15 protein-coding genes are annotated in these 20,181 nt (G+C 44.4%); 6 read left to right on the forward strand and 9 right to left on the reverse strand.

What is annotated here, in order from left to right; genetic code table 11:
- The 7 genes from AC5JM2_RS08960 to AC5JM2_RS08990 all read right to left on the reverse strand — a co-directional run.
- The coding region (locus AC5JM2_RS08960; protein WP_495834549.1) for a cysteine peptidase family C39 domain-containing protein at positions 1 to 1,506 on the reverse strand (1,506 nt) is incomplete at its 3' end.
- Between the two features lie 139 nt (positions 1,507 to 1,645).
- Entirely contained in the window at positions 1,646 to 2,566 is a 921-nt protein-coding gene (locus tag AC5JM2_RS08965; protein ID WP_495834550.1) for a MauE/DoxX family redox-associated membrane protein, read from the reverse strand.
- Between the two features lie 130 nt (positions 2,567 to 2,696).
- Positions 2,697 to 3,008 (reverse strand): chaplin, encoded by a 312-nt coding sequence (locus AC5JM2_RS08970; RefSeq protein WP_495834551.1) that lies wholly within the window; start codon positions 3,006 to 3,008, stop codon positions 2,697 to 2,699.
- Between the two features lie 224 nt (positions 3,009 to 3,232).
- Positions 3,233 to 4,840 carry an NHLP bacteriocin system secretion protein gene (locus AC5JM2_RS08975; RefSeq protein ID WP_495834552.1) on the reverse strand — a complete coding sequence of 536 codons (1,608 nt, stop codon included), beginning with the start codon at positions 4,838 to 4,840 and terminating at the stop codon, positions 3,233 to 3,235.
- Positions 4,841 to 5,083: 243 nt separating this feature from the next.
- Entirely contained in the window at positions 5,084 to 8,554 is a 3,471-nt protein-coding gene (locus tag AC5JM2_RS08980) for a PAS domain-containing protein (RefSeq protein ID WP_495834553.1), read from the reverse strand.
- Between the two features lie 121 nt (positions 8,555 to 8,675).
- Positions 8,676 to 9,128 carry a response regulator gene (locus AC5JM2_RS08985; RefSeq protein WP_495834554.1) on the reverse strand — a complete coding sequence of 151 codons (453 nt, stop codon included), beginning with the start codon at positions 9,126 to 9,128 and terminating at the stop codon, positions 8,676 to 8,678.
- On the reverse strand, positions 9,106 to 11,436 hold the full coding sequence (locus AC5JM2_RS08990) for an ATP-binding protein (protein ID WP_495834555.1): 2,331 nt from the start codon (positions 11,434 to 11,436) through the stop codon (positions 9,106 to 9,108). The genes AC5JM2_RS08985 and AC5JM2_RS08990 overlap by 23 nt, the downstream gene beginning before the upstream one ends.
- A gap of 167 nt (positions 11,437 to 11,603) precedes the next feature.
- On the opposite strand from AC5JM2_RS08990, the gene AC5JM2_RS08995 reads away from it, so the two are divergent.
- Complete coding sequence (locus tag AC5JM2_RS08995; protein WP_495834556.1) at positions 11,604 to 12,401, forward strand: class I SAM-dependent methyltransferase; 798 nt, start codon at positions 11,604 to 11,606, stop codon at positions 12,399 to 12,401.
- A 145-nt stretch (positions 12,402 to 12,546) separates the two neighbouring features.
- Positions 12,547 to 13,629, forward strand: a complete 1,083-nt coding sequence (locus AC5JM2_RS09000; RefSeq protein ID WP_495834557.1) for a glycosyl transferase — start codon at positions 12,547 to 12,549, stop codon at positions 13,627 to 13,629.
- A 132-nt stretch (positions 13,630 to 13,761) separates the two neighbouring features.
- Here AC5JM2_RS09000 and AC5JM2_RS09005 read toward each other — a convergent pair whose 3' ends face one another.
- A complete protein-coding gene (locus AC5JM2_RS09005; RefSeq protein WP_495834558.1) occupies positions 13,762 to 15,678 on the reverse strand; it encodes a hypothetical protein in 1,917 nt (638 codons plus the stop codon).
- A 337-nt stretch (positions 15,679 to 16,015) separates the two neighbouring features.
- Between AC5JM2_RS09005 and AC5JM2_RS09010 the strand changes: the two genes are divergently transcribed.
- The 4 genes from AC5JM2_RS09010 (at position 16,016) to AC5JM2_RS09025 (ending at position 18,328) form a co-directional block, all read left to right on the forward strand.
- Positions 16,016 to 16,432: a secondary thiamine-phosphate synthase enzyme YjbQ gene (locus tag AC5JM2_RS09010; RefSeq protein ID WP_495834559.1), complete on the forward strand. Its 417-nt coding sequence runs from the start codon at positions 16,016 to 16,018 to the stop codon at positions 16,430 to 16,432.
- Positions 16,433 to 16,557: 125 nt separating this feature from the next.
- The gene (locus AC5JM2_RS09015; protein WP_495834560.1) at positions 16,558 to 17,358 is read left to right on the forward strand and encodes a Nif3-like dinuclear metal center hexameric protein; all 801 of its coding nucleotides are present in this window, start codon (positions 16,558 to 16,560) and stop codon (positions 17,356 to 17,358) included.
- Positions 17,359 to 17,834: 476 nt separating this feature from the next.
- Entirely contained in the window at positions 17,835 to 17,993 is a 159-nt protein-coding gene (locus AC5JM2_RS09020; RefSeq protein ID WP_495834561.1) for a hypothetical protein, read from the forward strand.
- Between the two features lie 23 nt (positions 17,994 to 18,016).
- Positions 18,017 to 18,328: a DUF6679 family protein gene (locus AC5JM2_RS09025; protein WP_210612525.1), complete on the forward strand. Its 312-nt coding sequence runs from the start codon at positions 18,017 to 18,019 to the stop codon at positions 18,326 to 18,328.
- Between the two features lie 131 nt (positions 18,329 to 18,459).
- Here the strand turns inward: AC5JM2_RS09025 and AC5JM2_RS09030 are convergent, their stop codons facing one another.
- Entirely contained in the window at positions 18,460 to 20,136 is a 1,677-nt protein-coding gene (locus AC5JM2_RS09030; protein ID WP_495834562.1) for an MBL fold metallo-hydrolase, read from the reverse strand.
- Positions 20,137 to 20,181 lie beyond the last annotated feature (45 nt).

Here is a 20,181-nt window from a genome sequence, read left to right on the forward strand (position 1 = left end):
GCTCCCTGCTCCCTGCTCCCTGCTCCCTGCTCCCTGCTCCCTGCTCCCTGCTCCCCCTGCTCCCCCTGCTCCCCGTAAGGCTTCTGCATCGACGGAGTTTTGCAGTACATCATCGAGGCGGTTTAAGTCAGCCTCTAAATCTTGCAACATACTGCCAAAATTAATCAAACTGTTAATTGGCTCTAGGAAGCTGGCTGTTAAACTTTGGTAAGCAACCAACATCCCAATACTCAGGTTACCGCTCATCACCCGATAACCGCCGAGAAATAATATAGAAGTTGTTGTCAGCGCCGTCAAAAGTGTCGGTAATACTGTCAGAATTTGAGTTTGTAAAGCTAATTGCTGCTGAGCGTTGAGGGCTTTGGCATAGTTCCCGGCAAATTTAGCAAACGAGTCTGATTCAAGCCCAGAAGCTTTGATTGTTTCTATGGTTTGAATACCGGCGATCGCCACCCCGTTGACCTTACCATATTCCTGCGCCAGCTTCATATTGGCATCTACTCTCGTTCGCGATAAAAACTGTAGAGCGAAAAAGTTTATCGCGGCAAAACCAAGAGCAACACTCGTCAGTACCCAATCGTACTGGAGCATAATCAGAAAGTAAAACACCATCATCACCGTGTCAATGATTGTGGTGGCAAGGGTTCCTGAAAGGAGATTAGCAACTTTGTCATTCAGTTGCACACGAGAGCTAATTTCACCTGCAAAGCGTTGAGCATAAAACCCAACTGGTAAGCGTAGAATATGCCAGAGAAACTGCCCCGACGTTGTCACCGACAACTTAACCATCAACCGCCGCAAAGAAGTCAGCCGCAGCCAAGCAAGAAACCCCTGGAGTACAGCGGTGAGAACCATTCCTAACATCAGCGGTCGTATCCAGTCAGAGCGCTCAGTGACGAGAATTTCATCAACAAACACCTGAGTAAAAGCTGGCACAGCTAACCTGGGAAAAGTCAGTAATAGTCCTGCCAATAAGCAAAAGAAAATGGTGTTCTGCGAATTTTGCAAGCGTGAGGCTAAAGCAGAAACAACGTTATTTTTTTTACCTCCTCTTTGAAAGTCTGATCCTGGTTGCATAGCCAGGACGATCCCAGTGTAGGCGCGGCTAAACTCTTCTAGGGAAGCTGTTCGACGTCCTGTGGCGGGATCGTTGAGGTAAACGCGGTTTTTCGCGAACCCTTCCACCACAAGAAAATGGTTGAAATTCCAAAAGACAATGTAGGGGGGAGGAAGGGTTTTGAGGTTTTCCAAAGACGGTTTGAAACCTTTGGCATTTAAGCCATAGTTCCTCGCTGCTTTGATAACATTAAAGGCGTTGCTACCATCTCGCGAGACGCCACACTCACGCCGTAATTCTGCCAAAGGGACAATGCGCGAGTAATAACCTAAAATAATTCCCAAAGCAGCAGCACCACATTCCGTTGCTTCGATTTGCAGGAGCGTGGGGGTACGGACGCGACTCGTTTGAGGTCGAGGTAGGAGACTTTTAATGAAGGCAAAGGGCATGAGATCATTTTGCCCTACTTAGCCACTTGGCCGCAAGTTCATCAAACAGTGACCAGTTATCAGTTATCAGTTATCACTGCGATGCACTGAGCGCGGTCGTTGTGTCCACTGTTGCCTGTTGCCTGTTCACTGTTGAGTGTTAACTGTTCACTGTAACAGATAGGTTTGGTTTGACGCGTTGAACAAAGGCTAGTGGCATCACCCCCAACCATTTTTCCCGAATTATGCCGTTCTCCAGCAATACGCCAGTTGGAAAAGCTTCAGCGAAGCGACTCATAACGAACGGGTTCATCGCCACTACCGGAAAGTTGATATTATGAAGTTGAACAAATTCTTGAACTTCTTCCGGCGTTCGGGCAACTCCTGCCACTACATCTGGTAAATCAGGTCTTTTGTGAACTATTTTTAGCACTTTGATCCAGCTTTTGCACATTTGACAACCCGGCATTAAAAACACAACTAGTTTGTCACCTGTTGTTAAACTATCGGCGTATTCTTCTATCCATTTGGGTTGCCAAAGGTGATCAACTTTAAGCAGAGATAAGTCCAAGAGAGGTTTTTGTTTCTTCCACAAATACAAATACGAAACACCAGTTAATAGACAACTCATTGCCAAAGAAATGAGTAATGCTGTCACTTGCTGGGAAACTGTTAAAATATCGGCGACGGGATAAAACCAAGCCAAGCCAATCAAAGCAGTGTAGAGGATGTTGAGGAGTAAACTTTGGTTGGGACTAATATTAATCAGACCGTTATAGCAACCACAATTATTTGTGCGTTTGGTTGAGGTACTCCAGTAAGTTAAACCCGATAAGACCAGTAACAGAACAAGTGTACCCGGAAAAAGCCACTGAGGAAATAGCCGTAAAATTAAGGCTATTCCAAGGACACACTCTAGAATTGTGAAGGCGATCGCAACAGCTAGATTCACCTTTTGGGAAAACAACTGCAATTTAGTAATGTGGATAATAAACGTCTCTTGTGCGAGTGCTTTGACAATACCTGTCAGCAGAAATACACTGCCTACCACTAAGGTACTGATGAGAGAAATTGAATACATACTGCTTGCGATCACCTTTGGTAGCTCCCTTCGGAGCATCGCCACTTAATTGTCATAGCTAATTAAAGCACAAAAAGTTACTTTCGCACTTAAAGAAAGATACGAGCTACCTCAATTGCTTAAATCTTTTTTAAGCTTTAACAGAAGCATCAACAGAAGCATTAACACATGTATTCCCGAAAGCTGGATTAAGCAGACCAATTACGTTGACAGTATTACCACAAACGTTAACAGGTACATGAACTGGTACTTGAACAAGATTACCCGAAAGGACACCAGGTGAACCGACAGCAGCGCCCTGCGCACCAGCATCTCCAGCTATTACTGTCAATAAATCTGCATCATCAAGTTCCTCAAACCATTCCCCATCTTTTGATGATTGAATCAGTATAGGAGCTTGTTTCGTTGCTTTTTTTTCTTTTGTCTGAAACATTTTAAACATTTAAGTTTTCCTTTTAATTGGAGTTTTTATGATTATATAATACATTCTTTCTAAGTGTTCTTCATTAGTCATCTACTATAAGTTAAGGTGTTGGGTTAGTTTGTTTCTACCTTCAGTAGGAATTCAGAGAGCATATTTGCCCCCTTAAAACCACTTTTAGTTCAGCATGGTGTGCCGAAGACTCTTCATTCTGACTCCTGATTACTGACTCCTGAGTTCTTTTGTTAATACACACCAGTCCAAGAGCGAAAAAGAGGAATAATGTAAGAAATAGGTGCCACTTCTCCAACTTTGACCCGAACTTCTGTAGTCGTACCTGACGAGATTTGTAGTGCTGGTCCATTAGAAGAAGACCATTTGTAACCGCTGACAGTGTTTGGGTCTTTTTGTAGTTCGACGAAAACTTGCACACGAGCCGCGTTACTATTAGCAAGACTTTTAGCTATGTCTTCGTTGCCAACTTGCGCTGTAATATCGCCAGTTGTCACAGGGAAGGGAGAAACTCTTGTTACCAGCCCGACAATTCCACCGAAGCGATCGCGCTTGACAACGCTAGGTGTAACCTGTACCGTCATACCTGGTTTTATTTGTTTGCCATCCTTATCAGCAAAGTAAACAAGACTTGTTAGTTTGGCTTTGGAGTCAAGAGCTTCGATCGTCCCAATACGAGTGCCAGAATTGACAATTTGACCAGCGAGAACCCCTACTTCTAAAACGCGACCATCATATTTACTAATAACTTGGCTTGATTGAGTTAATTGCAATTTTAATTGGGCAATTTTGCGTTTAACTTCCTGAATTTGATTTAATTGATTTATTGATTTTTCTAAATCTTGTTGAACTAGTTTAGTTTTTTGAGTTTCGATATCTTTAATTTTAGTTTTGATTTCATCAAGCTTATTTTGATTTTGTAGATAATCGCGCTCAGCACTTGTTCTTTGAACTTCAAGCTCTTGAATATTATTTTTGATCTCGTCAGTTTTACTCAAGTTTTGTAGATATTCACGTTCGCTGGTTGTTTTTTGAACATCAAGGTCTTTGAGTTGTGTTGAAATCTCTGATATTTCCTTTTGAGCGTTCAACAATTCCTGCTGAGATTGCAGTAGTGTATCCTGGCTAATAATCTTCTGTTCAAAAAGACTACGACGAGTTGAAACTCGTTGTTGCAAGGTTTGTAGCAATGCACTGATTTGTTGCTTTTGCTGTTCAAGGCTTTTGCGTTTTTCTACTAGTGCGGTGAGAGTTTGTTTGTACAGCACTGGCGCGACTTGTTCTCTGGACACGCTTTGCTCAAGGCTTTGTCGTTTTTGCTTTAACGCTTCAAGGGTTTGTGAATGTAGCACTGGTGCGACTGATTCTCGATGCAAGGTTTCTTGAAAGTCTTTTTGCTGCTGTTGAAGCGTTCTTAGCGCCAGCACTGTTTGCTGCTTTTGCAGCCTATCGGTGTTTAGATTCTGTTCTAGAAGTTGGTTTAACTTTGCTTGTTCTTGTTGTAGTTGTTGCCTAATATTGGATTGGTCGATGATGGCGAGTACTTGACCTTGCCTAACCACATCTCCTGGCTTGATATTTAAAGCTAGTAATTGACCAGCACTGAGTGTTTGAAATGGCACCACATGACGAGGCCGGCTCAACACGCCGGAACCTGTGACAGTGAGTGGAATTCGCCCGACTACACTCCAAATACCAGCTATAACGACCAAAAAGCCCATAGAAATCAAAGGTAACCAAACTTGCTGGCTTGTGACCTGCATGAGTTGGTCAAGTTGTTCTGGTGACGACAGCTGTTCTAACGCTTCTTCTCGGAAGAGTCTGCTTGTTTTATTTTCCATCTTGTCTTATTTTCTCAGGACTTACGCAACTGTCAGGTATGATACATAGTTTTAGCTTAACTATTACTTCGTTCGCGAAACCTTAAAGGCATCTATAACGGGGTATCACAAAATTGCAAGAGTGTAGTCGTCAGCGCCCACGTTCTCACATAGAGCTATATGTTTCCATTTTAACTCTAGAACGAGTGGCACTTGTGACTAAACCTAACTCCTTTGTAAGATTAAGAAGCTCTCACCTAACTTCTACACTCGTTCTTTTAAGAGTTTGGTGACAACTGCAATTAATTGAGTTGGCTCGACTGGTTTAGATATATGTGCCTGGAACCCACTTGCAAGAGCTTTTTGGGAATCAGCTTCGCTAGCATAGGCTGTGAGCGCGATTGCCTTCGGCAGAGCTAGCGCCCTATGCCCAAGCGTGCCGTTAGGCATAGGGCGCGCTGAGTCCTCCGGACACGCTGCGCGAACGCAAACGCTTAACGCACGAATCTGCTCTGCTTGTTCTTCGGATAACTTCCGGATTTGACGTATGAGCATATATCCGTCCATTTCTGGCATCCCAATATCGCTGATCAACAAAACTGGTTGCCATTTTTGTAGAACTCGTAACGCCTCCTCTGCTGATGCTAGTGCTTTCACTTCTGCTCCCTCCTGTTCGAGCACAAAGGCAGTGAATTCCAATGAATCAGGTTCGTCGTCTACAACCATGACCCGTAAGCCAGTTAGAATAGAGGAGCTTTCAGGTGAGGAGAAATTTTTGTCCTGGTCTTTTTTGTCGCTGTAGTCCTTGCTTGTTTGAATCAGTGGTAGCTGCACTGTAAAAGTCGCCCCCTGTCCTTCCCCTAAACTCTCCGCCATCACAGTACCGCCATGCATTTCTACGATATTACGGGCGATCGCCAACCCCAATCCTAAGCCACCAAATTGCCGCGTGGTAGTGCTATCTGCTTGACGAAAGGATTCAAACACATAAGGCAGAAACTCTGGACTGATGCCCTTACCTGTATCACTTACTGTGATTTGAGCTATTGACGCAACTTCGTGCAAGCGAACTTCAACTCGACCGCCATTGGGAGTAAACTTGACAGCGTTGGAGAGAAAATTCCAAAATACTTGTTGCAGCCGAGTCGGATCGCCTGAAACTTGCCACACACCAACTTCTAATATTGGTTCCAACTCAATAGATTTTGCTTGTGCTGCCAAGCGGACAGTTTCTAAGGCTGCGTAAATAACAGTTGTTAAATCTATTGCAGAAACATTCAGTTTCAGTTTGCCTTGTAAAATCCGCGAAACATCCAGCAAATCTTCAATCAGCTGAGCTTGTGCTTGGGCATTGCGTTCGATAATTTCTAAAGCTTGCGTCGTCTTGTTTGCGTCAAGCTTGCGGGTTTTCAAGATTTTAGACCAGCCTAAGATTGGATTGAGCGGCGATCGCAACTCATGGGAGAGAACTGCCAAAAACTCATCTTTAACTCGATTTGCTCGTTCGGCTTCACTTCGGGCGACTTGTTCGAGTTGCAGGATGCGATCGCGCTCACTGGCTAAGCGGACGCGCTCACTTACGTCCATAATTAGAGATAGCACAGACACCAGATTACCCGATTCGTCTGTTAACGTTGAGTTGTACCACTCACAATAAACCACCGAGCCATCCTTGGCATAGTTGCGATTACAGCAAACAGTTTGCGCTTCATCACCACTGAGGATACGCCGGACAACATCACTCACGGCGGTTGCATCCTCTGGATAAATAAACTGCCATTCATTCATTTGCTTGCCCAATATTTCCGGCGCTGTCCAACCAAAAATATTCTCTGCTGACTGCGACCAACGGATAATTCGCAAGTCGCTATCCCATTCAATCACCCCTAGAGGAGAATTTTCGACATGGAAGTTTAGCTTTTGCAGAGCATTTTGCAATGCTTCCTCTGCGTGTTTGCGAGCAGTAATATCTTGAGCTGTACCAACATAGCCGATGATTTCGCCTAACTGAGAACAGATAGCTGCCCCATTTGCTTGTACCCAGTGCGTTCCGCCTTGAGGCGTAAAAAAGCGGAACTCCATTGAAAACTCAGTTCCTTGTTGCGCGCAACGCCTCCACTCAGCCCAAACCTGCTCGCGATCATCAGGATGAACTGCCCTTGCCCAGCCATCACCCAAACTTTCTTGTAAAGTTAAACCAGCGATCGCTTGCCATTGAAGGTTAGTATAAAGGTAACGACCGGCTCCGTCAGTTTGAAAAATTCCAATTGGAGCGAAGGCACTAAGCAGACGAAATCGCTCCTCACTCTCGCGTAGGGCTTCTTGGGCTTGTTTGCGAGCGGTGATATCCAAGTCTATCCCTGTCATGCGGACTGGTCTGCCAGTTTGATCATAAAAGACCTGCCCTTGACTGACTGCCCAGCGAATTCTACCACTAGGACAGAAAAAGCGGAACTCAATGTCATACGGTTCTCTGTGTTCTACTGCACGGGCGATCGCTTTCTCCACTTGTGCTCGATCCTCTGGGTGCAGCAAGTTAACAAAGGTTTCATAGCGACCATCAAACTCTCCCGCTTGCATTCCAAACAAGCGTTCAAGGCTAGCAGACCAAACAATTTGGTTGGTGAGGATATTCCAGTCCCAAATCCCCATCCTTGCTGCTTCAAGTGCTAGCCGCAATCGCTCTTCACTTTCTTGCAGCGCCTGCTGAGTCTGCTGACGCTCCAACAATTCCATTTGTGCTTGCTGATACAGCTGTGATTGTTGGATGGCAATCCCAACCTGAGTTGCCAATTGAGTCAGCAGGCTAATTTCCATTGCTTGCCACTGCCTTGGTGCTGTACACTCATGGGCAATCAACAGACCCCAGAGTTGAGGTGTAGAAGAGGGATGATCAATTTGTAATTCTTGAGTGTTATTTACTACATTCAGCAAAATTGGCACGACTAAGTTTGCTCGTACCTGAAACTGAGCGAGTAAGTTGACGTGACAGGGATCGATCTCACCATTATAGATGTCTGTTCTTGCCGTGGCTTCCCCTTGTAGATAAGAGTCGATGTCGCTTTTGGCGAGGCACGTATCATAGATGCTAGTTGACAAGATTGGTGTCCAACCGGACTCTACTGACTCTACAACCACTTTGCCGTTCCCCTGTGGTTGCAACTCGAACATAATCACCCGGTCTGTTTGCAAGAACTGCCGTACTAGCTCTACAGTGGTGTTGAGAATTGTGTCCAAGTCGAGGGATTGCCGAATTTGCCCAGCTATCTGTGTGACAATCCGCTCTGATTTTAGTTGTTGTTCCAGGGCTGCTTGGCTTTGTTGTAATTGCTGTTGTAATCGCGCATTCTTAATGGCGCTTTTGACTGCCAACCGTAATGTCTCTGAAGTTGTCTTACCCTTAATCAGATAGTCTTGAGCGCCACGTTTCATTGCTTGCACGGCAACGAATTCATCGCCTTGACCTGTTAACATAATGACAGGCGAGTGATTCTTGCCAATCTGATCCTGCAACTGGCTCAAAAACTCTAATCCGTCTAAATCAGGCAACAAGAAATCGATCAAGATCACATCTGGTTGCTCTTGGAGACATAAACTCAACCCTGCCTCGCCAGTCTCTTCTTCCAAAATCGTGTATTGATACTCGACTTCTTGCAGCAAGTAGCGGCAATAGGCAAATCTGTCCTCTGCACTATCGTCGATAATCAAGATTTTCACTGGTTCTTGTGTATCCATCAACTGCTGCAAGAAGTAGGAGTTCCAATTTCTGTGAAAAATTTCTCAAATGATTCTTTAATTTTAGTTTGTTCGAGACGGCTTTCTCGATTTTTCGTCTTTGATGTATAGCTGTGCATAGCTATCCATAAGCTTGTGGAAGCGTAGTGATTTCGAACCAATATTGGATAAATACCTCGATCGTTTCCTTGAGCTTGCTAAGATCTATTGGCTTGACAATATAACCATTAACTCCGTGTTCGTAACACGCGTCAATATCTTTAGGATTAGAAGATGTTGTAAAAATAATGACGGGAATCATTTTAAGAGTTGCGTTTTGCTTGATCGCAATCAACACATCTCGTCCGTCCATCCCTGGTAAATTCAGATCAAGCAAAATTATGGCTGGACGCGATCGATCGGTATGATTCGCGTAGTCACCCACTTGAAAGAGAAAGTTTAATGCATCTTCCCCATCTACACAACGGTAGATGGGAGTATTAAGTGAGGATTTGCGGACTATCCGTTTAAAGGCTTCAAAATCCTCGTCACTGTCTTCGACTACTAATAAGCTATTGTTCAGCACTGGGTTCATAAAGTTGACTTGCTCGCGGTAAGGCGAAGTAGAAAGTACTGCCTTCTCCATAAGTTGACTCCACCCATATTCTACCGTTGTGACGTTCAACTATCTTCTTTGCAATCGTTAATCCAGCCCCTGTACCACCTCCATACTGATTTTTGCCGTGCAGTCGTTTGAAAATACGGAAAATAGTTTCAAGATACTGTTGTTTGATACCGATGCCATTATCACGCACATAGAATATGATTGCTATCTCTCCATTGTGAGAGTTTTCTGGTTGTAAGCAATTATTGGGCGTGTCAGCTTCATCTAAATAGCCAATCTCAACCCATTTTTCGGGACGGCTGTTGTACTTGATCGCATTGCTCATCAAGTTAGTAAAAACCTGAGCAAGCTGGATGCGATCGCACCTGACAATCGGTAAAAGGCGAGGAATGCGGAACTCCACGTCCACTGATGTCATGCTCAGTTTCATCACTTGTGTTGCATGTTGCACCAGTTCGTTTGTGTCTGTCAGTTGCAAATTCAGTTCCATCCGTCCCAGGCGCGAGAAGTGCAGCAAAGACTCGATCAAGTCTTCCATGCGATTAGTTAAGCGCAACAGCGTTTGTAACTTCTCCAGTCCATCTTCTTCCAGAACATCGGCGTAGTCTTCGATCAAAAAACTCGCGTAATTATGAATACCCCGTAGGGGTTCCTTCAAGTCGTGAGAGGCGATATAAGCAAAGGCATCTAGTTCCGTATTGCTCCGTTCTAACTCAAAATTGAGTTTTGCCAATTCATCTGCTTTGCGCAAGACAATGCTGACAATTGCCCCCCGCAGTTCTAAAACTGCCTCAATTTCACAAGGCTTCCAAGGTAAAGACCGTCCTTGGACTGTTTCTTGCCACAAGGCAAAGGATTTACGCGGTGATAGTCGCACACTACCATTTTGCAGCACTTCCACAGGTTTGTTGGGATTCCCTCCCCAATTCACAGTTTGAATCACTTCGGGACGAAACCACAAAATGTAATTGCGCTTGACTTTGGAAACTGCTAATGCTAAACATCCACTCGCAATATATTTGAATTTTTCCGCTTCTAGAAAAATTTCGGGTAAAGCGTCTGTATATAAAAGATTCTCGCCCTCAATCTTCGTTCCCACCCAAGCCAGCAATGTTTGCAAATTATCAGGTTCGGGAGTCTGACCGATGGTAGTCCAGCTGTCGTTCCAGCAAATCGCCACTCCTTGAGCGTTAACAATACTTAGCAAATCAGCTTCAGAATGGGTTAACCCGTCCACCAAATTTTCATGTTGGGGAATCAATTCTATGAATCTAGCCAGAATCGATTTTAAATTCATCTTGTAGTCAAAGTCGTCATTGGCTTGTTTTGTCACTAAATCCAAGGACATAACTTGACCAATAAATTCACACGCTGTCCGTGCTTCGTAACTCAGGTATTTGGGCGATGTATGGTGACAAGCGATCAATCCCCAAAGTTGTTTGTTTTTGACCAGAGATATTGACATCGATGCAGCTACACCCATATTGTTCAAGTACTCTACGTGAAGCGGGGATACGCTGCGTAAAACGGCTAGGCTTAAATCTGTGGGGCGTTGAGTGAGAGGATGCAGTGGTGGTACTAACGCAACAGGTTGATAATTGCTATCGGGAATCAAGCGCAACCTATTCAATCGGTAAAGTTGCTTTGCCTGTTTTGGAATATCTGAGGCAGGATAATGTAAACCAAGATAGGGTGTCAACTCATCTTTTGCAGCTTCGGCTATGACGTTACCTGCATCTTCTGTGTCAAATTGATAGACCATGACACGATCAAATCCCGTTAGCTGCTGCACCTGTTGCACTGCAACTTGACACATTTCCTCAGTTGTCGATGCTGCTTGAATTTTACAAATAGCGCCTTTTACCAAATGATAAAACCCGAAGAAACTCACATTTTCTTGGGTTTGACTCGGTTCTAACTCTAAAATAAGTACGCCATCGAAGCGATGCACAATCCCATCGAAAATCAGGTTTTTCCCCTGTTGATGCAGAACAATTTTCAACGGATTGACGCTTTCAAAATCTTTTGACAAACACTCTTGAATTGCGTTAAGTTGCTGCGAGTCGAGCAAGTCGTGCAATGCCGTATTTAGCAATTCCTCTGGTTCGCGCCCCAAAAGTTGAGCAGTGTTATTGCTGATCTGAATGATCGTTAACTCCGGTTCTTGGAGAACGAACAAAAGACCATGAGGCTGGATGGAACCGGGAATATGAATTGGTTCACGCTCGCAATTGGTTAAGTCTAGGGTATCTGGTGTGATTGTTTCGTTCTGGATCATGCTCTAACAGCAATTTTTTGCTCCGCTTTCCAATTGTAGTGAAAATTCCTAAGGTTCAGCAGCGAGTCAATATCCTGGAACAAAGCTAGGTAGCTTTATTTCCACCGCGTTGTACAAATAGTCTATCGCATTACAATAAATTGATTTCAGGCAAGGCAGATACATGTATGACAGAAAGAAACACACAGTTGCGAACGACTTTTGATCGAGTAGCACTGCTTTATGACCAAGCACGACCTGGCTATCCTGAGGAACTGTTTGACGCTGTTGTGTCTGTGTCAGGAATTCCACCAGATGGACGCATACTCGAAATTGGTTGCGGCACAGGTCTTGCTACAGTACCTTTTGCTCGCCGGGGTTATCGTCTCTTGTGCATCGAATTGGGAGAGAACCTGGCTGCCGTTGCTCGACACAAACTAGCTGCCTATCCCTTAGTAAAGGTGCAGACTGGAGCATTCGAGGACTGGTCGCCACAGACGGGTGCCTTCGATTTAGTGATTGCGGCGACCGCCTTCCATTGGCTTGACCCAAAAATTGCATACCAGAAGACGGCTCAAGCGCTGAGGGTTGGGGGAACTATTGCTTTGTTTTGGAACGTGCATGTGCACAGTGACACAAGTCAGGGCTTCTTTGAAGCGCTGCAGTCGGTCTACCTGTACTTTGCTCCATCGCTAACCAAGGACGACTACAAGCTTCTCCATGCGAACGAGGTGCCGGACAAAACGGGCGAGATCGAGCAAACAGGTTTGTTTGACAAAGTGACAGTTTGCAAGTATCTATGGGATGCAGCTTATGACGCTGCTAGCTATATCGACCTTTTAAACACCTACTCTAATCACATAGATTTGGACAGTAGCAAACGAGAGCGTCTGTTTCATGAGATTGTAGAGCTAATTGATACCAAGTTCAACGGTCACATTACTATGAGATACTTAACTACTCTCTACATAGCCCACCGGAAGTAATTCGCTGCAATTGAAGATTAAAACGCAGCTGACTCCACTATCAACTAGTTTTGACCACACCCGTTCCCTGTTCCCGTTCGGCTGACGCTCACCTTGGCGTTGCCTGTTCCCTGTTCCTTCGATAACTAAGTGACCAATCACTTCAATGGATAGACCAATTTTATACATAGCAATTACCAATCATGGCTTTGGTCATGCTACCCGCGCAGCAGCTGTCGCCGCAACAATTCAAAAATTTTGTCCAGAAGTCCTGCTGATCATAGTGAGTACTGCACCACGATGGTTGCTAGACTGCTACATAGAAGGCGATTTCATCCAGCGTCCCCGTGCGATGGATTTAGGTGTGGTGCAAGCAGATAGCTTGACAATGGATAAGGCTGCAACTCTAGAAAAGTTACTTGAGATTAAGAAAAATCAAAATTCTATCATTGCTTCTGAAGTCAACTTTATCCGCCAAAATCGCGTTCATCTTATCTTGGCAGATGTCCCCTTCCTGGCTTGCGAAATTGCCAAAGCAGCTAAGATACCCTGTTGGATGATGAGTAACTTTGGCTTTGACTTTATCTATCGAGATTGGGGTAGTCGTTTTACAGAGATTGCTGATTGGATAAGTGATTGTTACTCGAAGTGCGATCGCCTGTTTCGTCTTCCTTTCCACGAACCGATGCAAGCTTTTAATAATATCACAGACGTCGGCTTAACAGGCGGTTCTCCTCGTTATGCTCCCCAAGAAGTACGATCCAAATGGGGAATCACAGCCCCAAAAGAAAAAACGATCTTACTCACCTTTGGCGGATTGGGTTTACAGCAAATTCCCTACGAGAACCTAAAGCAATTTCCAGATTGGCAGTTTATCACATTTGATAAGTCTGCCCCTGATTTGCCAAACCTAGTGTCAGCTACTGACCAAAAATACCGCCCAGTGGATTTTATGCCTATTTGTGGGCGAGTTGTATCTAAACCTGGTTTCAGTACCTTTGCCGAAGCAACACGTTTGGACGTGCCGATTGTTTCAGTTACTCGTGAGGATTTTGCAGAAGCAACTTTTTTATTAGAAGGTATTAGCAATTACAACCAACATCAAATCCTCAAACCATCTGAGTTTTTCCGAGAAACTTGGGATTTTCTCAATCAAGCACCCAATCAACCGAAACAATCTCAACTCATTGCTAAGGATGGGAATGAAACTATAGCTCATGCTGTGCTTAACTATTTACAACTAATTTAGATGCGTTTGTCCAGTTTGGCAGGTTTGGCAGGTTATTAAGAATAATCGCAGTAAGGATCATTCAGAAACCCGCCAAACGCTTAGGGTTATCCGGTTAAGGCTCGGAAAAATTAGGGGCTAATAGCAAAATATTTAGTTTGCTAAATCTATTGACAGAATCCGCACTTTGCTTTGTAAGTCTAGTGAACTGGCGAACGTAGTTGGCGTCTGTCTGGTGTTAAAGTCGTAACGTCGCCCAACCTCGCGCCCCAACCTTTGCATATACGTTTGTAAGTTTATAGCGCCGTCGCTTGTGCGTAAGGCTTTCGATGGGTTTTTAATGAGTTTGTTGAGTAGTCCCCTACCACCGAAAACAGCTGCTGCTACGTATTCAACACCTCTATTTAGGTGACGTTTGATGTGCGGTCTGCTTAAATACTTTTCGACGTACGTCATCTGTCTTTCTGGTGGTAACGAAAGTATCCGTCTAAGCGTCGTACCAAACTCTTGGGCGTCATCTGTGCCAAAACCTATCAAACCTCCGTACCCACACGAGTTAGTCTTGTGGAACTCTCTCGGGTTGAAGTTAGTTTCAACGGCGATAACGTCTGCTATCCATGAGCCAGGAATACCGAGTTTGTTAGCGGTAGTGTTTATCGCTCGTCGGAAGGCAACGTTTTTGTGAAGATACGCGTAGCCATGTGTATTGTCTATGTTGTTTTCCGGGTAAGCAATGTTTGGAACGTACCCTTTTTTTGCAGGCACTTGAAAATTAAACCACTGTTGTGTTGAATCTGAATAACCCGATTGGTTCTGATTTTCAACATTGTCGTTAAGCATGTATGAACTCTTGCCCATTTTTGGGACGTTTTCACCATTTTTTTCTTGTCTTTTTATGATGTTGAAGTTGTATTGCCAACTGTTTGTCTTACCGATAGCTTTTCGAGCAACACTACTAGTTGTGTTTAAGCCAGCAAAAGACTCAATAGGATCTTCTACACTGTCGTTTCCGTCGAAGGTGTTTGCTTTTGGTATTTTCCAGTGAAGATGCTCACCAGACGAATGTTCTGTACTGCCGACTTGGCTTAAGTTTGCTTGCTGCGTTAGGCTTTGTGTTTCTTGTTCCGCAACTTTTGGTTTTAGGGGGAATGTTTTCTTTAGTTGCGCTTGAGGTTTATTTAAGCGGTAGGGAGTGTATTTCTCTGCTATCGTGTTGATTCTCATCTGAAGAAGCGTCGCCTGTTCCTCGTACCTCAGAACTAACTGTTGCAAAGCCCCGGTGTACTGTTGCGCTTGCTCTTTGGTTAGACCTTGAGACGGTATGTTGAACCCCTCAATCTTTAGCGCTTGTTGTACACTTTCGTCCTTTGAGTTCCGCACGAGCCATTCGACGCCATTGACGTTAATATCGCCAATATTTTGGCGAAGGCTGTTTAACTCTAGCTGTATCTGCTGTTGCTCTTTGATGTCGCCAGAATACTCGGGAACCACACCAACAGGGTTCCCCTGTATCTGTTTGTGAATGGAGTCGTTCTCTATTTGCTGTCCAAGCTTTGCGTTTGTGATTAACTTCCTAGCAAAAACTTCTGTGCTTTGGTTAGAGAACTTCTGTATTTTTGCCTCGTTAACTAACTTGGCTTGTTGTATCTTGCGGATCTTGTCAATAGGCTGTATGTTGTGCTCTAGAAGTTTTTGCGCTTCGTAAGGTGTGGAGTCTTGTAGTGTTGAGGGGACTTGCAACCCTTTGCGCGCGATCGCCCGTATATGCCCAGAGGGTTTTCCTCCAGAAAACCCTCTCCCTGAGCGAAGCTCAGGGCAAGATGCTGGAGGCATCTTGGGGCATAGGGCAGGCGAAGCCATCGCTTGTGCTTGAGCGCTAGTCGTTTGTTGTGCATCAATCGATTGACGTATCGCCGCGTTCTCTTGACTAAAGGTTTGTTGTGTCTTACCTAAAAGTTCCTGGTTTTGTTCTAGTCCATCAGCTAACGCCTGGTTAGCCACGTTAAACTTAGCTTGAATCTTATTCTGTAGGGCATTGTTTTGCCCTAGTAATTCGAGTGGAGCCGCCATTACTTCTCTCCCTGTAATGAAAAGTAGTTGGTTAAAGTCAAACTGCCAGTTGGCGAGTACGTAGAAAATAACGAAAAACGATTTGGTGATGCTTTGAAGTACCTGCATTTGGCGGCTTACGCTTATTTTTGTGTAAATAAACTTTCGCGGAAATATTATCGGTAACTATTGTAAAGGATTATACGGCTTTTTCCTATACTAAGTAATCCACTGTGTTCTTCTTGCCACCACTTTTTAAAGTCAATGCCCTGAGTCCTTACGGACACAGAAGTTTGTAACGGGCAGGGGGTAAGCTTGTTTTAGATAAAATAGGGAATGACTAATAATTAATGCAAAAATGACTGACTACCAAAAGCTACTGAGGATTTCTACGACTGGCAAATCTTTGCATAATATTACCCGAAAAGTTGAAGATACAGTCGCTGAATCAGGTGTTGAAACTGGACTATGTGTTCTGTTTTTGCGCCACACCTCAGCCAGTTTGCTGATTCAAGAAAATGCTGATCCAGATGTCCTGAAAGATTTAGCCAATTTTATGGCAAAACTCGTACCAGAATCGGCTCAGTACATCCACGATACTGAAGGTCCTGATGATATGCCAGCACATATCCGTACAGTTTTGACTCATACTTCAGAAATTATTCCGATCAATAGAGGTCACTTAGTACTGGGAACTTGGCAAGGAATTTATATTTGGGAACATAGGCAAAGAAATCACGCAAGAGAACTGGTTATTCATATCTCTGGGTCGTGAACATAACCTTGAATAGGGAACAGGGAAGATAAATTCTACCTAGCTTCGCAAAAATCAGATAGAAATCCTATAGTTTAAAACTAGTGACCAATGACCAATGACTAATGACCAATGACTAATGACTAATGAAAATAGCTGATTTCATAACCTGGTTTGAAAAATGGGCAGACCCAGCTTGGCAAGAAAGCTGGGATAATTGTGGCTGGCAAATTGAGCCAGGAGTATTGCAAGAAAATGCACGGGTTTTGGTGTGTTTGACACCAACTTTGGCTGTGATGCAAGAAGCGATCGCATCCCAAAAAGCTGGTATCCCCGTCAATCTGATTTTTGCCCACCATCCTTTGATTTTCAGTCCCCCCAAGTCCTTACGTTGTGGCGACGCCATCGGCGAAATGGCACAGTTAGCGTTTACCCACAATATTGGTATTTACACTGCTCATACAAATTTCGACCAAGTAGATGATGGAACTGCTGACGTTTTGGCTCAAATTCTAGAACTCAAAGAAGTCTCTCCTGTTGTACCCACTCAAGCAGGATTAGGATATGGGCGCGTTGGAAATTTAAAGCACTCCATTGCTTTAAAAGAGTTACTCACAATCATTCAAACTCGACTTGCGCCTTCTCATCTGATTTCCTCTCCAGTGGTAGATTTAAAGCAGGCGATTTCCCGAGTTGCTGTTTTGGGTGGTTCAGGAGCCAGTTTTCTTTCAGCGGTTGTAAAAACAGGTGCTCAAGCCTACTTGACTTCTGACTGTAAGTTCCATCAGTTTCAGGAAAGCCGTGATCGCGGTGTGATTTTGATTGACGCCGGACATTACGCTACAGAACGTCCAGCGTGCGATCGCCTCGTGCAAAAGTTTCAGGATTTAAATTTAGATTGGGTACAGCTAAGTCAACAAGATGAGGATTTTAGATTGCTTTTTTAATTTTGATAAACAAAACTGATAGCAGCAAAAGTGTCAAAGTGCTTCGGGCTGGGGCTCACGGGTGTAAAGGGATAGGAATATAAATGCATTTTCCCTACACCCCTACACCCCTACACCCCTAGTTCCGGTCAAGCAAGCTTTGTGTGGCTGAGGTTAATATCGAGCAAAGAATTTAAACTTCAGCTGTTGTTGTTTAAAACCATCAAGGTTACAAGAGAATAAGCTAAGATCAAGTACATAGGGGTAAAAGTAAAGCAAAGTCCCCGGACTTCCCCACGAAGTCAAGGACTACAAGTAGGCAATTCAAACAACCGCAACTAACGTTTGTTTTGGAGTATAAAATATTACATAATGGTTGTTACCACTCACCAATTTATCTTGTCTTTGCCAGGAAAAATCCCGAAATCTGTGACTTCTATGAAGTAAACATTTTTTGAATGACCCGACAAAAATGAAGTTTAGCTGGTGCAGTAACCGTGAACTTTTTAGCCCAAAAAGCTGACAAAGCAGACAAAGAAAAACGAGTTTCTGGTTTGGGTCAAGAAAAATACCTTGACTTGGTTCGGTCAACGAACCATAAAGGGGTATTATATGCTGGGGGAAAAGCCCAGATGTTGTTGACAGATTTAACTTAAGTATAAAAAGGCAGAAGCAGTAGATGCTACACCGCAAGATTTATCAATTGTGTTGCGACGGGCGGGAGGTCTGTGTGTTCTTGCGGGACCAACAACGCTGGATCGAGCGTGCCCGCATCCTTGATATAGAGGGAGATTTGGTCACCCTACGTTATGAAACAGAAGAAGAAGACGAAGTTTGTTCTTGGGAGGAAATGGTTCGCCTTGAAAGTATTGGTGCTGTAACGCAAAAATTAGCTTCAGTGCCACGCGGCAATGTAGAACCTCTTTTAACTGAAGACTGTCCAGAAGCTGAGCGTATCCGTAATCGTTTCACTGATTCAAACCCAGAGTAATCAGTGCTGAGGGTTCAGTCCTTGTACTGGGATAACCCAAAGGTAGGCAACACTTAAGTGTTGAGTAAAATTTAGGAAATTCGCACGCCAATCACTCAGCACTTATCTGTTGAAACTCACAGACTGAGCATTCAAGACTCAGGACTCTTTTCGATGTTACGTTCAAATGCAGGGCAGTAACCTTCAAGGGTGACTTTGAAATTATACAGTGGGGACGCAGGATTCCAACACCTCTGTCCCCTTTGATGTCGGCAAGTACCGCAGCAATCAATATCAGACCAGGTAAAGCGATCGCTATTTTGGTTCAGCAGTTCTCTTTGCGATAGTCCGCGTAATACCAGATCTTCGCCTTGCCATCGGGCTTCAATTAAACCTGTGTCCGCAAAGTGTCGCCACCGGGGGTCGGCAGTGATTGCATCGGGTAGGGTGATTGTGACTACAGTTCCTAATTCCGTCAGTTCGCCTTCATAATTTGTTTCTGGGGCAGCTGGTTGTAAAAATGTTTCACCAATAGGCAGATCCACAAGTGTGCCAGCTGCCGGAGAATGCAAATGATAACGATTCTGTAACTCTTCTAGGCTTGTTAGGTCTGCTAAGTAAGCAGGAGAACCGTGGACGAAAATAACGTGCTGCGGTCGCAAATTATGAATGAGTTGGGTTGTTCCAGGACCGTCACTATGCTGAGCAAGAAGATAGGTTTCAACGGTGGTTACTCGTGAGTATTGGTCGTTAATTTTTATATTGGTTTTTTCTGGAACAAGGGTGAGCCAATAGGCAGTACCTTTTTGGCAGTATTCGTTTAAATCAGCTGTGGAGTCAGTAAGGATAATACAAGGGCTGCTAACATCAGGGAGCTGTTGTGGCTGCATTCGCCGCACACGTGGGCGTATCCGTTCATCCCAAAATAAGGGTTGATGGCGAGCAAAGTTTTGTACCGAGGGGGGAAGATGGGATAGCAATTCCAGGTAAGCGTCACATCCAACAGCGACACTACCATCAACCCAGATATCTAAATCTCTTCCTGTGAAATGGTGATGACTGCGTAAAAGCATCAGCAGCTCTTGACCGAGTCCCAAAGTTGGTGTAGGAAGTAGCACAGAGCAACGCTCTGCGATCGCTCGGTTAATTCTCTCAGCAAGTTGATTTTCTTGAGTCCGGCGGTGGGGATGACGGGAAGTTCCATAGCTTCCTTCAATAATCAGCACATCCAACTCTATTCCCCGCAATTCTTCCAAACGTAAACCTTCTACAAGCCGCGAATTGGATAAAAAAAAGTCGCCCGTATACAGTAGCCTGTAAGAGCGCTCTTTTGTGGTATACGTGAGTAGAATTGCTACCGCCCCTGGTAGGTGACCTGCAGGAATTATTTGTGCTACCAGACCATCTTTGAATTCTACTGGCGATCGCAATGGCAGTGCTTGACAAAATGATGGTACTTCCTGGGGATCTTGCTCCTGCCAATTTAGAGGCAGCAACTTGCTAGTCACTTCGCTGGCGTATATTGGTAGCAGCGGAAATGCCTTATGCAGAGCTAACAACCCTCTGGCATGGTCTGGATGCGCATGACTCACCAAGACGAAATCTGCTGGTAAGGGCGAACTTCCTCCTCGACGTGCGAATTTTTGAAATCTGTTCACTAGAGTTGAGATATCCGCCAAACCACAGTCAAGCAAAATGCGATGTGGTCCCATCCGTATTAATAGACAAACACCCTCATCATCGTGATGAACCCCAAAAGGCAAACATTCTAGTTCACTCGCCGTCTCCCCCGCATCAAATCTGGAGGATACTGACAGGCGATCGCTCATGCTCTTTTCCCCTCTCAGCTCATTTTTATGGACATTTGCCTAATG

It is taken from the genome of Brasilonema angustatum, from assembly GCF_059505445.1.

What these genes read in the sequence shown, in the direction of transcription:
- AC5JM2_RS08965 (WP_495834550.1), bottom strand. Translation starts at nt 2,566, where the DNA reads ATGTATTCAATTTCTCTCATCAGTACCTTAGTGGTAGGCAGTGTATTT.
- AC5JM2_RS08970 (WP_495834551.1), bottom strand. Translation starts at nt 3,008, where the DNA reads ATGTTTAAAATGTTTCAGACAAAAGAAAAAAAAGCAACGAAACAAGCT.
- AC5JM2_RS08975 (WP_495834552.1), bottom strand. Translation starts at nt 4,840, where the DNA reads ATGGAAAATAAAACAAGCAGACTCTTCCGAGAAGAAGCGTTAGAACAG.
- AC5JM2_RS08980 (WP_495834553.1), bottom strand. Translation starts at nt 8,554, where the DNA reads ATGGATACACAAGAACCAGTGAAAATCTTGATTATCGACGATAGTGCA.
- AC5JM2_RS08985 (WP_495834554.1), bottom strand. Translation starts at nt 9,128, where the DNA reads ATGAACCCAGTGCTGAACAATAGCTTATTAGTAGTCGAAGACAGTGAC.
- AC5JM2_RS08990 (WP_495834555.1), bottom strand. Translation starts at nt 11,436, where the DNA reads ATGATCCAGAACGAAACAATCACACCAGATACCCTAGACTTAACCAAT.
- AC5JM2_RS08995 (WP_495834556.1), top strand. Translation starts at nt 11,604, where the DNA reads ATGACAGAAAGAAACACACAGTTGCGAACGACTTTTGATCGAGTAGCA.
- AC5JM2_RS09000 (WP_495834557.1), top strand. Translation starts at nt 12,547, where the DNA reads ATGGATAGACCAATTTTATACATAGCAATTACCAATCATGGCTTTGGT.
- AC5JM2_RS09005 (WP_495834558.1), bottom strand. Translation starts at nt 15,678, where the DNA reads ATGGCGGCTCCACTCGAATTACTAGGGCAAAACAATGCCCTACAGAAT.
- AC5JM2_RS09010 (WP_495834559.1), top strand. Translation starts at nt 16,016, where the DNA reads ATGACTGACTACCAAAAGCTACTGAGGATTTCTACGACTGGCAAATCT.
- AC5JM2_RS09015 (WP_495834560.1), top strand. Translation starts at nt 16,558, where the DNA reads ATGAAAATAGCTGATTTCATAACCTGGTTTGAAAAATGGGCAGACCCA.
- AC5JM2_RS09025 (WP_210612525.1), top strand. Translation starts at nt 18,017, where the DNA reads ATGCTACACCGCAAGATTTATCAATTGTGTTGCGACGGGCGGGAGGTC.
- AC5JM2_RS09030 (WP_495834562.1), bottom strand. Translation starts at nt 20,136, where the DNA reads ATGAGCGATCGCCTGTCAGTATCCTCCAGATTTGATGCGGGGGAGACG.